Genomic DNA, 13,435 nt, shown 5'->3' on the forward strand with positions numbered 1-13,435 from the left:
ACCAGACACGTCGTCGAGTTCGGGGGAAGGTCCACGAGTAAGCCTCGCAGACCATAACCATCCCCATTTCACCGCGAGATCCCGCGGCTAGATCAAGAACCCATCCACACGTTCTTGCCTATAACCCGTCCGAGGCGCTCATCGCTCCTGCTTCTGATTCCCAGAGCTTTCACCTGTTGGATTCGGGACAGGGGGATTCCTAGGCTGGGGGTATGACAATTCCCACCATCACCCTGAACTCCGGGTTCTCCATCCCGCAGCTGGGCTTCGGCGTGTTCCTCGTGCCCGCTGACGAGGCCGAGAAGGCCGTCTCCGAGGCGCTCGAGGTCGGCTACCGCCACATCGACACCGCCGCGATCTACCGCAACGAGGAAGGTGTCGGCGCCGCGATCGCGAAGAGCGGCATCCCGCGCGACGAGCTCTTCATCACCACCAAGCTCTGGAACGACCGTCAGTCCGGCGAGCAGCCGCACGACGCGATCCGCGAGAGCCTCGACAAGCTCGGTCTCGACTTCGTTGACCTGTATCTGACGCACTGGCCGACTCCCGAGAAGAACACCTACGTCAACGCCTGGACCAAGCTCCTCGAGATCCGCGACGCGGGGCTCTCGCGCTCGGTCGGCGTCTCGAACCACCTGCCGGAGCATCTCGACCGCCTCGTGGCCGAGACCGGCGTCGTCCCCGCGGTCGACCAGATCGAGCTCCACCCGGCGTACCAGCAGCGCGACGTGCTCGCGTGGGCCGCCGGCAACGGGATGAAGATCGAGTCCTGGGGCCCGCTCGGGCAGGGGAAGTACCCGCTCTTCGAGAATCCGGCCGTCGCCTCGGCGGCCGAGGCGCACGGCGTCACTCCTGCGCAGGCGGTGATCCGGTGGCACCTGCAGAAGGGGTTCATCGTGTTCCCGAAGTCGACGCGCAAGGAGCGCATGGTCGAGAACTTCGACGTCTTCGGCTTCGAGCTGAGCGACGCCGAGGTCGCGGCCATCGACGGCATCGATCCGCTCGACGGATCCGGCCGGGTGGGCACGCACCCGCTCGAGTTCAACTGACGCGCCGCGACGACGCCGGAGCCGACGTGCTCCGGCGTCGTCGCACGCGCCGCACGGGTGCGGTCCTCCTGCTCCTGCGGGCGTAGCCTGGAACGGTGACTGCGTACGTCTCGGCCTTCGACCTCTTCTCCATCGGAGTCGGACCGTCCAGCTCGCACACGGTCGGCCCGATGCGCGCCGCACGGGACTTCGCCGAGCTGCTGCGCGCCGAGCGGCTGCTCGATCGCGTCGTGCGCGTGACCGGCACGCTGTACGGCTCCCTCGGCGCCACGGGCATCGGACACGGGACGCCCGATGCGGTCTTGGCCGGGCTGCGCGGGCTGGCTCCCGAGACGTGCGATCCCGCCGAGGTGCGGCAGGCGTGGAGCTCGTACCCTGTGGGCGCGCCCCTGATGCTGGCGGGGGAGCGTGCGATCGGCTTCGCCAAGGACGACATCGTCCTCGCCGCGCACACGAGGCTGCCTGCTCATCCGAACGCGATGACGCTCACGGCGGCGGACGCCGGTGGTGCGACGATCCTCGAGGAGACCTACTACTCGGTCGGCGGCGGCTTCATCCGCCGGGACGGCGACAGGGCGAGCACGACCGGCGATGCCGAGCGGCCCTACCCCTATGCCGATGCGGAGTCGCTGCTGACGCTCTGCGACGCGCACGGGCTCACGATCGCCGAGCTGGCCAGGCGCAACGAGACCGGCGCGCGCTCGGAGGAGGACGTCGCCGCCGGCCTCGACGCGATCTGGGACGCGATGTCCGGATGCGTGGACGCCGGGCTGCACGCCGAGGGGGTGCTCCCCGGCGTCCTGAAGGTGAAGCGTCGCGCAGCGACGATCCGTGCGCAGCTGGAGACCGCGGAGGCGGAGGGCGGCAGGGAGATGCCCGGCGAGTGGCTGGGCGCCTTCGCCCTCGCCGTCAACGAGGAGAACGCCGCGGGCGGGCGGGTCGTCACCGCGCCGACGAACGGCGCGGCCGGCATCCTCCCCGCCGTCGCGATGTACTGGTGGCGGTTCCTGGCGGACTCGGGCCTCGGATCCGGCGACGCCGTCACTCCCTACGGCGAGCTCGTCGGCAGTGCGCTGCGGGGCTTCGGGGGAGGCGAGTCCGCGGCGGGCGTGCGCGGGTCCGAGCGCGGGGGAGAGTCCGACACCGCACTGCTGGCCGAGGCGAACCGGCGCCGCGGCATCCGCCGGTTCCTGCTCACCGCGACCGCGCTGGGCTCGCTGTTCAAGGCGAATGCGTCGATCTCGGGGGCGGAGGGCGGATGCCAGGCCGAGGTGGGATCCGCCTGTGCGATGGCGGCGGGCGGGCTCACCGCGGTCATGGGCGGCACGAACCGGCAGATCGAGAACGCCGCAGAGATCGCCATGGAGCATCACCTCGGGCTGACCTGCGATCCGATCGGCGGGCTCGTGCAGATCCCGTGCATCGAGCGCAACGCGATCGCCGCGTCGACGGCGGTGACCGCCGCGCGGCTCGCACTGAGAGGGGACGGGCATCATTACGTCTCGCTGGATGCCGTCGTCGAGACGATGCGCCAGACCGGTGCCGACATGTCCACGAAGTACAAGGAGACCAGCGAGGGCGGGCTCGCGGTCAATGTGATCGAGTGCTGATGGCATCGATCTGGGAGCCGGGGAGCACGCGGCGTCGGGAGCAGCCCGTCGTGTCGGTGCGGGCGGCTGTGGACGCGCCGCAGCCGGGGGCGCAGTGGCCTGCGAGCATCCCCGCCGTCGCTCAGATGCTTCGCGAGGGGATCGATCTCGCCCCCGGCGTGACCTTCCTGGTGGGGGAGAACGGCAGCGGGAAGTCGACCATCGTCGAGGGGATCGCCATCGCGTACGGCCTCTCGCCGGAGGGCGGATCGAGACAGGCGCGGCACCGCACGCGTCCCAGCGAGTCGCCGCTGTCCGGCTGGCTGCGACTGCAGCGAGGCGTCGGGGCGAGTCGCTGGGGCTTCTTCCTGCGCGCCGAGACGATGCACTCGTTCTACACCTATCTCGAGGAGAACCCCTCGCTGAGCGCGCCCGACGTGCCCTTCCACGAGATGAGCCACGGAGAGTCGTTCCTCGCGCTCCTGGAGAGCCGCTTCCGCGAGCCCGGCTTCTACTGCCTCGACGAGCCGGAGGCCGCGCTGTCCTTCTCGTCCACGCTGGCGCTCATCGCCGTGCTGCAGGGGATCGTCGAGGACGGCGGCCAGGTGCTCTGCGCGACGCACTCGCCCGTGCTCGCCGCGCTGCCGGGCGCGAGGATCCTGGAGGTCGGGGAGTGGGGGATGCGGGAGGCCGCGTGGGAGGACCTCGACCTCGTGAGCCACTGGCGGTCCTTCCTCGACGCGCCGGAGCGCTATCTGCGGCATCTGCTGTGATCGAGCCGCGGACGCGCGCATAATTCATCACATGGCGGACGATGCTGTCGCGATCTCGGGTCTGCGGGTGCGCAGAGGGCGCACGCGTGTGTTCGACGGGGTCGGTCTGACGATCCCCCGCGGCCAGATCACCGGTCTGCTCGGCCCGTCGGGGTGCGGCAAGACGACGCTCCTGCGATCGATCGTCGGCGTGCAGCGGATCGAGTCCGGCGACGTGACGGTGCTGGGGGAGCCCGGCGGCTCCCCCTCGCTGCGCCGCCGCGTCGCCTACGGCACGCAGGGTGCAGCGGTCTACGGCGACCTCAGCGTCCGTCAGAACATCGCCTATGCCGCGCGCCTTCTGACGGCGCCGAGGGGCGACGTCGATCGGGTCATCGCCGAGGTGGGGCTGCGCGCTCAGGCCAGCCGGGTCTCGCTCGCCATGGCGCTGGTCGGATCCCCCGAGCTCATCGTGCTGGACGAGCCGACGGTGGGCCTCGATCCCGTGCTGCGCGCCGAGCTGTGGACCCTGTTCCGCGGGCTCGCCGACCGGGGCGTCACGATGATCGTGTCCAGTCACGTGATGGACGAGGCGCTGCGCTGCGACCGGCTTCTGCTGCTGCGAGCAGGGCGGATCATCGCGGACACGACGCCGGAGCAGCTTCTGCAGAGCACCGGCGCGAACGATCCCGAGACGGCGTTCCTCGCGCTGATCGCGCGGGACTCCGCGGCGCAGGCGCCGACGCGTCGGCGGCTGCGGAAGGAAGCGGGATGAACGGCGTCCGGATGCTGGCCACCGCCGGCCGCGTCCTCGGGCAGCTGCGGCACGACCCGCGATCGATCGTGCTCATGCTCGTGGCCCCGAGCCTGCTCGTCGGCCTGTTCGCGTGGCTCTTCAGCGATCAGGAGGGCGTCTTCGATCGTTTCGGCGGTGCGATCCTCGCCCTCTTCCCCTTCATCGTGATGTTCCTCATCACCTCGATCACGACGTTGCGCGAGCGGCGATCCGGAACGCTGGAGCGGCTCATGACGACGCCGCTGGGGAAGGCGGACTTCATCCTCGGGTACGCGACCGCGTTCGGGTCGATGGCGCTCCTCCAGGCCGTGGTGACGGTGTCGTTCGCGGTCGGCGTCTGCGGCCTCGACGTGAGCGGACCGCTCTGGCAGCTCGGCCTGGTCGCGATCGTCGACGCGATGCTCGGAACGGCGCTCGGGCTGCTCGCGAGCGCCTTCGCCGCCACGGAGTTCCAGGCGGTGCAGTTCATGCCGGTGCTCGTGTTCCCGCAGATCATCCTCGGCGGCCTGTTCATGCCGCGGGACGCGATGCCCGACGTGCTGCACGCGATCTCCGACTGGCTGCCGCTGAGCTACGCCGTCGACGCGGTGAACGCGGTCACGGCGGGGGACGAGGACATCGCCGGTCCGCTGCTCGTCATCGCGGCCTTCGCCGCCGGCGCCCTGATCCTCGCCTCTCTCACGCTGCGACGACGGACCGCCTAGCCCCGTTCCGCGCGGTTCTTGGTGTGCCGCGTGGGCGCAGCGGCCCACGGATCCTCCGGCCATGGATGCTTCGGGTACCGCCCGCGCATCTCGGCTCGCACCTGGTGATACGGCCCGGACCAGAACGAGGCGAGATCGGAGGTGACCGCCAGCGGCCTTCCTGCCGGGGAGAGCAGGTGGAAGAGCACGGGTACGCGCCCGTCCACGAGGAGGGGCGTCTCGGCCCAGCCGAAGCACTCCTGCAGCTTCACCGCCACGACGGGCAGCGCCCCTTCCTCATCCGGGTCCGGGTAGGCGATCCGCACGCGCGACCCGCTGGGCACTTCGAGCCGCTCGGGCGTCAGGGCGTCGAGCCGGGTCGCCTCCGGCCATGGGAGCAGCCGTCGCAGGGAGGGGACGAGGTCAAGGCGAGCCGCGGACCCGCCGTCGGCGAGCGCGTCGAGCTCCGGCGCGAGCCAGGTGTCCAGGCCGTCGAGCAGCGCGGCATCGGACACGTCCGGCCACGGCGCTCCCCGCTCGCGATGCAGCAGTGCGAGTCGCCGGCGCAGCTGGATCGCGGCCTCGGACCAGGCGAACACCGCGAGGCCGTCGCGTCCGATCGCGCGGCGTACGGCCTCCCGCGCTCCGGCGTCGGCCTGTGCGCGCATCGGCGTCGAGGAGCGGACGATGGCCCCGATCCTCCGCTCCCGTCGGGCGACGACTCTGCCGCCGGAGAATCCGGCCTCGATCCGGTCCGTCGCGAGATGCGTCGCGGCGCGCTCGGCCTGCCCCTCGGTGAGCATCGCCGCGGCGCGGATGACCGCTCCCGTGCCGCCCGTCGCCCGCCCCTGGGCGCGCGCGACATCGGCGACGGCGAGCCATTCGGCGTCCGCGAGCGTGCCGGCGATGCCGGCTCGGGTGCCGGAGGCCAGCAGGAAGGTCGCGCCGTGCGTGGAACGCTCCATCCGGCGTGCGATCCTCTCGGGGAAGGCGAGGGCGACGACGAGTCCCGCCTCGCCGGTCTCCGTCGGCGTCGTGCCCGCCGCCGGGACGAAGCGCAGCATCCGCTTCGTCTCCCGGGCCCAGCGCTGGGCTTCGGGGGTGCGGCTGCGCCGCAGCTCCCGAAGAGCGGCGGCGATGTCGGCGTCCGGGAGGCGGACATCGCCGCCGAGCAGGGCGACGACCTCGGCTGCCAGACGTGCGCCGGCCACGGCGCCTCCCTCGCGCAGCGCACGCGCGAGCCGTGGGTCCGTCGGGATGCGGGCGAGGGCGCGCCCTTCGGCGGTCGCCCGCCCCGTCTCGTCGATCGCACCGAGGCCGCGCAGCACGTCGAGCGCATCGTGCAGGGCGGCGGCGGGCAGCGGATCGAGCAGACGCAGCCCCGCACCGCCCGGTGCGCCCCAGCAGGCGAGCAGGAGCGCGGCCTCCGTGAGATCGGCAGCGGCGATCTCGGGGGCGGGACGAGCGGGAGCAGCGGCGAAGGCGCGCTCATCCATGCAGCGGATGACGATCCCCGGGCCTTGACGGGTGGCACGACCCGCGCGCTGAACGGCCGCCGCCCGCGACGTCGGGACGGTGACCAGACCGCTCATCCCGCGCGCGGCGTCGCGCTGGGGTGCACGGGAGAGGCCCGTGTCGACGACGAGCCGGACGCCCGGTACGGTCAGCGACGACTCGGCGAGCGAGGTCGTGACGATGATGCGAGGCGGATCGTCGCCGGCCCGGCCGCGGATGACGGCGTCCTGCTCGGCGGCGGGGATCCGCCCGTGCAGCTCGCGGACGTCGGTCAGGGGCGCACGTTCACGGAGTCGCCGGGCGATCTCGGACACCTCGCGGACGCCGGGCGCGAAGACGAGCACGTCGGCAGCTGGGTCTGCGAGCTCGCGCGCGGCGGATGCCGTGACCTCCGCCACGTGGTCGAGGAAGGTGCCGGTCACGCCGCGCTCGTCGAGCCGCGGCGCGGCGGCGGGAGCCCAGCGCTCCTCGAGGGGGAACGCGGGGACGTCCTGGTCCACGATGGGCGCCGGCGTCGCCTCCGTGCCGATGACGCCCGCGACGGCATCGGCGTCGAGGGTCGCGGACATGGCGACGAGGAGGAGGCCGTCACGCAGCTCCCGGACCTCGCCGAGGAGGCCGAGGAGCAGGTCGGTCTCCAGCGCCCTCTCATGCACCTCGTCGATGACGACGGCGTCCACCCCGTCAAGGCCGGGGTTGGCGAGCATCCGACGCAGCAGCACGCCCGCCGTGACGAACTCGATGCGCGTCGACGCGGAGACCCGGCTTTCGCCGCGCACGGTGAATCCGACGCGATCGCCGACGACCGTCCCGTCGAGCTGAGCGAGGCGACGGGCGGCGGCGCGGGCGGCGACTCTGCGGGGCTGGGTGACGATCACCCGCCCGGCAGACCGGTTCGCGAGCACCGGTGGCACGAGCGTCGTCTTCCCCGTCCCCGGCGGGGAGCTGATGACGACCGAGCGGTCCGCGGCGAGAGCGGCGTCGAGGCCGTCGATGGCGTGGGCGAAGGCCAGCCCGGCGCCGATGCGGCGGACATCGAACGGCCGAACGCTCACCCCTCGGTCACGCTGATGCGGGCGGCGGCGGGGGAGCGGTCTGCTTCTTCCCCGGCTTCGCGTCGGTCTGCGCCCTCGCGATGCCGGCGCCGATGCCCTGGCCGACGGCCTGGCCCTGGATGATCGCGGCGAGGTCGAGTCCGGTCGCGGAGCTCACGCTGTCGAACACCGATTTGAGGGCCTTGGCGCTGTCGGCGCCGACGAGGTTCGATGCGCCCTCCTCGCCGGAGCCGCCGATGATGGACACGTTGCCGATGGCGGCGTATCCCTTGGAGAACTCGCCCATGATCGTGGGCAGAACCTCGAGGACGCGCTGCGAGAGGAAGGCGTCCTGGTTGGATGCGATGGCCTTGGCCTCCGCCTCGACGGCGGCGGCGCGCGCCTCGCCCTCGGCGCGGATCGCGTCGGCCTCGGCGTTGGCCCGCAGGCGCCGCGCCTCGGACTCCGCCTCCGCCTGGGCGCGGAGGGCATCGGCCTCACCGGTGGCGCGGGCGATCGCGGCCGCGGCCTCACCGTCGGCCTTGGCCTTGTCGGCCTGCGCCTGCTGCTCGGCGATGCGGGTGCGCGCCTCGGCCTGCTTGACCTGCTCGATGGCGGCGGCCTCGGCGGCTCGCTCGCGCGTGTAGAGCTCTGCCTGGGCGCGGGTCTCGGCCTCGTAGCGCTGGGCGTCGGCGACGCGCTTGACATCCGCGTCGAGCTGGGCCTGCTTGTTCTCGGCCTGCTGCTGGAGCACGGCCTGCTCTGCTTGCGCCCTGGCGAGGTGCTCGGCCTGCTCGGCTTCGGCGCGGGCCCGGCCAATCCCGGCGTTGGCGTTGGCCGTGTTCGTGTCGAGTGCCGTCTGCTCGACCAGGTTCGCCTCCTGGTTGGCGATGTTCTTCTGGTTGATCGCGCGGTCGGCGTTGGTCTGCGAGATCTCCGCCTGCTGACGCTTCGCCTGGATCTCTGGCGCTCCGAGGGACTGGATGTAGCCGACCTTGTCGGTGATCCCCTTGATCTGGAAGGAGTCCAGGATGAGTCCCTGCTCGGCGAGCTCCTGCGAGACGTCGGCGGCGATCTGGTCGGAGAACTTCTTGCGCTCGCGCATGAGCTCCACGACCGAGAGCGTCGCGACGATGCCGCGCAGCGCGCCCTCGAGCTGCTCGGTAGTGAACTGCTCGATGGCCTTGTCCTGCGAGGCGAAGCGCTCGGCAGCCCTGCGGACGTAGAGCGGATCGGAGCCGATCTTGACGATCGCGACGCCGTCGACGTTCAGGGTCACGCTGTCGAGCGACTGGGCCTCGGCGTTGAGGGACACCTGGCGCGAGCGCAGCGAGATGATCTCGTGGCGCTGGGTGATCGGGTTGACGAGCGACTTGCCGTTCACGATGACCGTGACCGGCGACTCCTCCGTCTCCCCACGGGTCGTGCCGTCGAGGGCGACGACGGTCCGCTGCACCTTCTGCTTGCGTCCCGAGATGACGAGCGCCTCGTCCGCGCGTGCGACCTTGATCCAGCTGCGCGCGAACAGAAGGACGATGAGTCCGACGACGATCAGGACGACGACGACCACGCCGACGAGGACCAGGATGCCGACGATGCCAGCGATCTCCATGTATGCACCTCCCTGTCAATCCGCGAACATCGCGGAGACTACACAGCTTCGACTATGCCAGATGGCGGCGTGGGCGTGTTCGCCCCCGGAAAACGACGGTCCCTCATGCTGCCAGCGTGTAACGGGCGATTCCGCCGAGTCGCGGCGTGCGGAGCGGATCCACATACGGCGGTGGGAGGAACCAGACCTTCGCCGCGGTGCCGGTGCCGTCGATGCGGATCTCCCAGCCGTTGTCGTGGACCCGATGATGGCAGCTCTCGCAGAGCAGCACACCCCGGCCGAGGCCGGTTCTGCCGTTGTCACGATTCCACCAGTCGAGGTGATGCGCGCGCGTCATCGACGGCGGGAGGCTGCACATCGCGCATCCGCCATCCCGTTCGACGAGGGCGAGGCGCTGCGCGCGCGTGAAGAACCGCTTCTCGCGACCCCAGTCGAGGATCTCGCTGCCGGAGCCGAGAACAGCGGGGATCACTCCGCCGCCGGCCGCCATCCGGCGGATGGCACCGGCACTGACGGGCTGGTCGATGCCGTCGATGGCACCGTGACCGGTTCCCGCGACCAGGTCGTCCAATCCGATCCGGACGACGACCGTCGCGCCGGCGAGGGCCGGAGCCCCCTGGTCGCAGCCGAGTCCGTGCGCGCAGAGCGCGGAGAGCGCATCGGCCTGGAGCTGCGCGATCGTGCGGTGATCGGCGTCCGGCGCCTCCGGATCGATCGCGTTCCGGCGTGCGGCGAACACCGCGGTCACATATCCCTCGATCGCGGCCTTGACCGGTGCGCCCGACTCCGTGTCGAACTCCGCGTCGAGATGCAGGCGGCCGTTCCGCTCGTACATCCGAACCGCACGTTGTGCGCGATTCTCCTCCTCCCGAGGCGCGACGCAGTCGGGGTCGAGATGCGCTTCAGCGCGGGCGATGAGCTTGCGCACCTCATCGAGAGACAGTCCGACGGACTTCTCGATCAGGAGCGCCTCGGCCTGGGCGAGGCGCTCGGTGTCGACCTTGAGCCGCACGCGGTCGAGGAGGGCGATGATGAGCCCGGCTGCGGGTGCGCCCAGAGTGCCCGCGGCAAGCGCCCGCTGTGCCAGCGGATATCTCGCAGGCCGGCGTGCGCCCAGGAGATCGCTCCGGGGCGCGGTGGCTTCGCCGAGCGCCACCAGCCGTGACGCCTCTCCGGTGGACGTGCCCGTCGTCGCCGCGATGAGCTGCACGGCGGTGCGATATCCCTGCTGCTTCGCCAGCGACTCCGGCCTGAGCTCTCGTCGGGATTCGACGGCGATTCCGGCCGCCACCTCGACACGCAGCCCGTCGATCACGTGCTGCAGGGCGGCCAAGCTCTCGTTCGCCGACATCAGGCGAGCTCGGCCGAGGCCGGTCGCATCCTCAGCATCCGCCCACACCGCAACGAGACGCGAGACCGCCTCATGCAGGGTGTCGAGATGCTTCGTCATGTCTCCAGAGTAGCCCTGCCGGACACGGATGTCAAACATATGTTCGAATCTTCTCGCGAAGATATTCGTGGCTATGTTCGAGTCTCTCGGAGCTTCTCCGTCAGCGACTGGAGGGCTCGGAGCTCCGAGTCATCCAGCCGCGACATGCGCTCCGCGATGGAGCGGCCGTGCACGGTGGCGACCTTCCGGAACGCCCGCGCCCCGGCATCCGTGGCTCGGATCAGAGCACCGCGGCCGTCCTGCGGGTCAGGGCACTTCGTGACGAGCCCGCGCGTCACCATGCGGTCGACGAGGCGGGAGACGCTCGGCTGGCTGATGAGCATGTTGACGGTGATGTCGCGCAGGCGGGCGGTCATGTCCGGACTGCGCGTGACGGTGAGGAGGACGTCGTACTCGCCCTGCCCGAGACCGGAGTCGTCGAAGTCGGCGAGCATCTCGGTGAACAGCTCGTGCTGAGCGCGGAACAGGCTCTCCCAGGCCTCGAGTGCGAGCTTCCGATCGGTCATCGCTCCAGCGTACCCGGCATGCAGTAAGGGCCGGTCGGAGAGGCTTCCGGCCGGCCCTTGTCCCTTGCACCAAGAGTGTCCTGCAATCACATGCGGTGGATGCCACAGCAAACATTCACCGTGTGATCACTGTATAACGGCGCGGTAACGAATGCAACGGTTTGGTCACGGAATTCTCTGCGGATTTCGTGCGTCGCGCCTCACGCCGATCCTGACGGTCTCCGAACATAGACGGCCGCGACCGGCGGGGTGGAATGCGATCCCGCTCCGCCCGGTTGGAGCAGCCATGCGCGCGATCATCTACTCCGAGAACGGCCCTTCCGATGTGCTCCGCCTCGTCGATCGTCCGATCCCGGAGCTGGGCGATGGGGAGGTGCGGGTCCGGATCGTCGTCTCCGGGGTCAACCCGACCGACTGGAAGAGCCGTGCGGGCTCGGGATCCAGCCCGCGCGATGGTGGTGAGCAGGTCCCCGATCAGGACGGGGCCGGGGTCGTCGACGCCGTCGGGCGAGGGGTCGCTCACCTCTCCGCCGGGGACCGTGTCTGGGTGTTCAAGGCGGCGTATCGACGGCCCACCGGTACGGCGCAGGAATATGCGGTGCTTCCTGCCGAACGCGTGGTGGCTCTGCCCGATGAGGCGTCCTTCGACGTGGGCGCTGCTCTCGGCGTGCCCGCCCTCACCGCCCACCGCGCACTGACCGTCCACGACGACGGACCCACGCGGCTCGCTCCCGGAGCCCTCGTGGGGCGCACCGTGCTGGTCGCCGGCGGCGCCGGCGCCGTCGGTCACGCCGCCATCCAGCTCAGTCGCTGGGCGGGTGCCACTGTCGTCACGACCGTCTCATCGCCGGAGAAGGGCGCCCTCGCGGCCGCGGCCGGAGCGCACACCGTCATCGACTACCGGCGTGAGGATGCGGCAGCGCGAATCCGCGAGGTCGCCCCGCAGGGTGTGGACCTGATCGTCGAGGTGTCGCCCGGGCGCAACGCCGAGCTGGACGCCGCCGTGCTGGCAGACCGCGGTGCGGTGGCCGTCTACGCCACGGACGGAGACGCAGACCTCTCGCTGGACGTGTCGCAGCTCTTCGCCAGGAACATCCGCTATCAGTTCATCCTCGTGTACACCATGGGCGACCGCGCGTCGCAGGACGGTGTCGCCGCTGTGACGGCGGCCCTCCGCGATGGTGCGCTGCCCGTGGGAGAGGGCTCGGGGCTGCCGCTGACCCGCTTCCCGCTCGAAGCCACGGCGGCAGCGCACGACGCCGTCGCCGGCGGTTTCGTCGGCAAAGTGCTGATCGACGTCGCTGACGCCTCGAGCTGACATCCGAGAGGTCTGCGCTGCCCTTCTCGCGACGGAGCGCGAGGGACTCGCCGTGAACTCGGGATCGAGCGCCCGCTGTGAGCTTTCGGCTCGGCGGCTTTCTGGAAGACGCGACGGCGGCGCTACGTGGGCGCTCGTCACACCAGGGGATGCCTGTGCTCAGGACGTCGCGCGAAAGGGGACGTCATGGCGCGCATCCCCGCGAGGGCCCGCCCCAGAGGTGGCCGATCGGCGCCATCCGCCTGCGGATAACCGGCGAATCCTCCGTTTCTCCCGCGTGAACAGCACGTTATAAGTGGCGAAACAATCCGTAGCGACGGCGAAATCGCCGTGATACAGGCACCCGGCAATCTGATGGTCGTACCCACTGCGACCGATATCGAGGAGCCTCGCCATGACCCGTGTATGGGATCCATTCCTGACCGACCGCGACAAGGAGCACGTCGCGATCGCCAACAAGCGCAAGCCGGTCGGCTGGGGCTCGAAGCCCGCGCTGCTGATGATCGACAACTATCAAGGCGTCTTCAGCGAGCCCGGCGTCCCCCTGCTCGAGGCGATCAAGGCCAACCCCTCCGCCATGGGAGAGGATGCCTGGACGGCGCTCGCGCACGTCAAGACGCTGCTCGAGCACGCTCGAGCCGCCGAGATCCCCGTGATCCACATCACGGCCATGCACGGCAACAACATGATGGGCTGGTCTGCGATGGTGCACGCGGGCGACAGCCGCGGAACGCTCGTCCCCTCGAAGCCGGCCGACACGGCCCGCTCGCAGATCATGCCCGATGCAGCACCGCTGCCGACCGAGGTCGTCCTGCAGAAGACCGCGCCGAGCGCGTTCTGGGGCACTCCGCTCGCCGCGCTGCTGAACTGGCTGGGCGTCGACACCCTGATCGTCGGGGGAGAGAGCGCCTCCGGCTGCGTCCGCGCGAGCGTCGTGGAGGCCGCCTCCTACCGGTACCGCGTCATCGTCGCCGAGGAGTGCACCTACGACCGCCACGAGGCCAGCCGTGCGATCAACCTCTTCGACATGCATGAGAAGTACGCCGACGTGCTGCCTCTCGCCGAGGTCCTCGAATGGGTGGACGCCTACCGCGTCGGGAGCCGGGAGCTCGCCGGGGCGGCGGTCTGAGG

General features: G+C 70.7%; 11 protein-coding genes. 7 read left to right on the plus strand and 4 right to left on the minus strand.

Features of this window, described 5'->3' with window-relative positions; translation table 11 throughout:
• Positions 1 to 212 precede the first annotated feature (212 nt).
• The 5 genes from ACYVGQ_RS11920 (at position 213) to ACYVGQ_RS11940 (ending at position 4,890) form a co-directional block, all read left to right on the plus strand.
• The gene (locus tag ACYVGQ_RS11920) at positions 213 to 1,049 is read left to right on the plus strand and encodes an aldo/keto reductase (protein WP_460784858.1); all 837 of its coding nucleotides are present in this window, start codon (positions 213 to 215) and stop codon (positions 1,047 to 1,049) included.
• A 95-nt stretch (positions 1,050 to 1,144) separates the two neighbouring features.
• Positions 1,145 to 2,659 carry an L-serine ammonia-lyase, iron-sulfur-dependent, subunit alpha gene (locus ACYVGQ_RS11925; protein WP_460784859.1) on the plus strand — a complete coding sequence of 505 codons (1,515 nt, stop codon included), beginning with the start codon at positions 1,145 to 1,147 and terminating at the stop codon, positions 2,657 to 2,659.
• Positions 2,659 to 3,411, plus strand: a complete 753-nt coding sequence (locus ACYVGQ_RS11930; protein WP_460784860.1) for an AAA family ATPase — start codon at positions 2,659 to 2,661, stop codon at positions 3,409 to 3,411. The genes ACYVGQ_RS11925 and ACYVGQ_RS11930 overlap by 1 nt, the downstream gene beginning before the upstream one ends.
• A 31-nt stretch (positions 3,412 to 3,442) precedes the next feature.
• The gene (locus ACYVGQ_RS11935; RefSeq protein ID WP_460784861.1) at positions 3,443 to 4,165 is read left to right on the plus strand and encodes an ABC transporter ATP-binding protein; all 723 of its coding nucleotides are present in this window, start codon (positions 3,443 to 3,445) and stop codon (positions 4,163 to 4,165) included.
• The gene (locus ACYVGQ_RS11940; protein ID WP_460784862.1) at positions 4,162 to 4,890 is read left to right on the plus strand and encodes an ABC transporter permease; all 729 of its coding nucleotides are present in this window, start codon (positions 4,162 to 4,164) and stop codon (positions 4,888 to 4,890) included. The genes ACYVGQ_RS11935 and ACYVGQ_RS11940 overlap by 4 nt, the downstream gene beginning before the upstream one ends.
• Here the strand turns inward: ACYVGQ_RS11940 and hrpB are convergent.
• The 4 genes from hrpB to ACYVGQ_RS11960 form a co-directional block, all read right to left on the minus strand.
• Complete coding sequence (gene hrpB / locus ACYVGQ_RS11945) at positions 4,887 to 7,439, minus strand: ATP-dependent helicase HrpB (RefSeq protein WP_460784863.1); 2,553 nt, start codon at positions 7,437 to 7,439, stop codon at positions 4,887 to 4,889. The two genes, ACYVGQ_RS11940 and hrpB, sit on opposite strands and share 4 nt — an antisense overlap.
• A gap of 7 nt (positions 7,440 to 7,446) precedes the next feature.
• Complete coding sequence (locus ACYVGQ_RS11950; protein ID WP_460784864.1) at positions 7,447 to 9,030, minus strand: SPFH domain-containing protein; 1,584 nt, start codon at positions 9,028 to 9,030, stop codon at positions 7,447 to 7,449.
• Positions 9,031 to 9,133: 103 nt separating this feature from the next.
• On the minus strand, positions 9,134 to 10,480 hold the full coding sequence (locus tag ACYVGQ_RS11955; protein WP_460784865.1) for an HNH endonuclease: 1,347 nt from the start codon (positions 10,478 to 10,480) through the stop codon (positions 9,134 to 9,136).
• Between the two features lie 71 nt (positions 10,481 to 10,551).
• Complete coding sequence (locus tag ACYVGQ_RS11960; RefSeq protein ID WP_460784866.1) at positions 10,552 to 10,986, minus strand: MarR family winged helix-turn-helix transcriptional regulator; 435 nt, start codon at positions 10,984 to 10,986, stop codon at positions 10,552 to 10,554.
• 286 nt (positions 10,987 to 11,272) lie between these two features.
• On the opposite strand from ACYVGQ_RS11960, the gene ACYVGQ_RS11965 reads away from it, so the two are divergent.
• Complete coding sequence (locus ACYVGQ_RS11965) at positions 11,273 to 12,304, plus strand: NADPH:quinone reductase (RefSeq protein ID WP_460784867.1); 1,032 nt, start codon at positions 11,273 to 11,275, stop codon at positions 12,302 to 12,304.
• A gap of 394 nt (positions 12,305 to 12,698) precedes the next feature.
• Positions 12,699 to 13,433, plus strand: coding sequence for an isochorismatase family protein (locus ACYVGQ_RS11970; RefSeq protein WP_460784868.1), 735 nt, complete (start codon positions 12,699 to 12,701; stop codon positions 13,431 to 13,433).
• Positions 13,434 to 13,435 lie beyond the last annotated feature (2 nt).

This window comes from Microbacterium tumbae, from assembly GCF_054780175.1.

Bases quoted from the DNA above. Each gene is read 5' to 3' on its own strand.
- ACYVGQ_RS11965 (WP_460784867.1), top strand. From the start codon at position 11,273: ATGCGCGCGATCATCTACTCCGAGAACGGCCCTTCCGATGTGCTCCGC.
- ACYVGQ_RS11970 (WP_460784868.1), top strand. From the start codon at position 12,699: ATGACCCGTGTATGGGATCCATTCCTGACCGACCGCGACAAGGAGCAC.
- ACYVGQ_RS11930 (WP_460784860.1), top strand. From the start codon at position 2,659: ATGGCATCGATCTGGGAGCCGGGGAGCACGCGGCGTCGGGAGCAGCCC.
- ACYVGQ_RS11940 (WP_460784862.1), top strand. From the start codon at position 4,162: ATGAACGGCGTCCGGATGCTGGCCACCGCCGGCCGCGTCCTCGGGCAG.
- ACYVGQ_RS11960 (WP_460784866.1), bottom strand. From the start codon at position 10,986: ATGACCGATCGGAAGCTCGCACTCGAGGCCTGGGAGAGCCTGTTCCGC.
- ACYVGQ_RS11935 (WP_460784861.1), top strand. From the start codon at position 3,443: ATGGCGGACGATGCTGTCGCGATCTCGGGTCTGCGGGTGCGCAGAGGG.
- ACYVGQ_RS11950 (WP_460784864.1), bottom strand. From the start codon at position 9,030: ATGGAGATCGCTGGCATCGTCGGCATCCTGGTCCTCGTCGGCGTGGTC.
- ACYVGQ_RS11920 (WP_460784858.1), top strand. From the start codon at position 213: ATGACAATTCCCACCATCACCCTGAACTCCGGGTTCTCCATCCCGCAG.
- ACYVGQ_RS11955 (WP_460784865.1), bottom strand. From the start codon at position 10,480: ATGACGAAGCATCTCGACACCCTGCATGAGGCGGTCTCGCGTCTCGTT.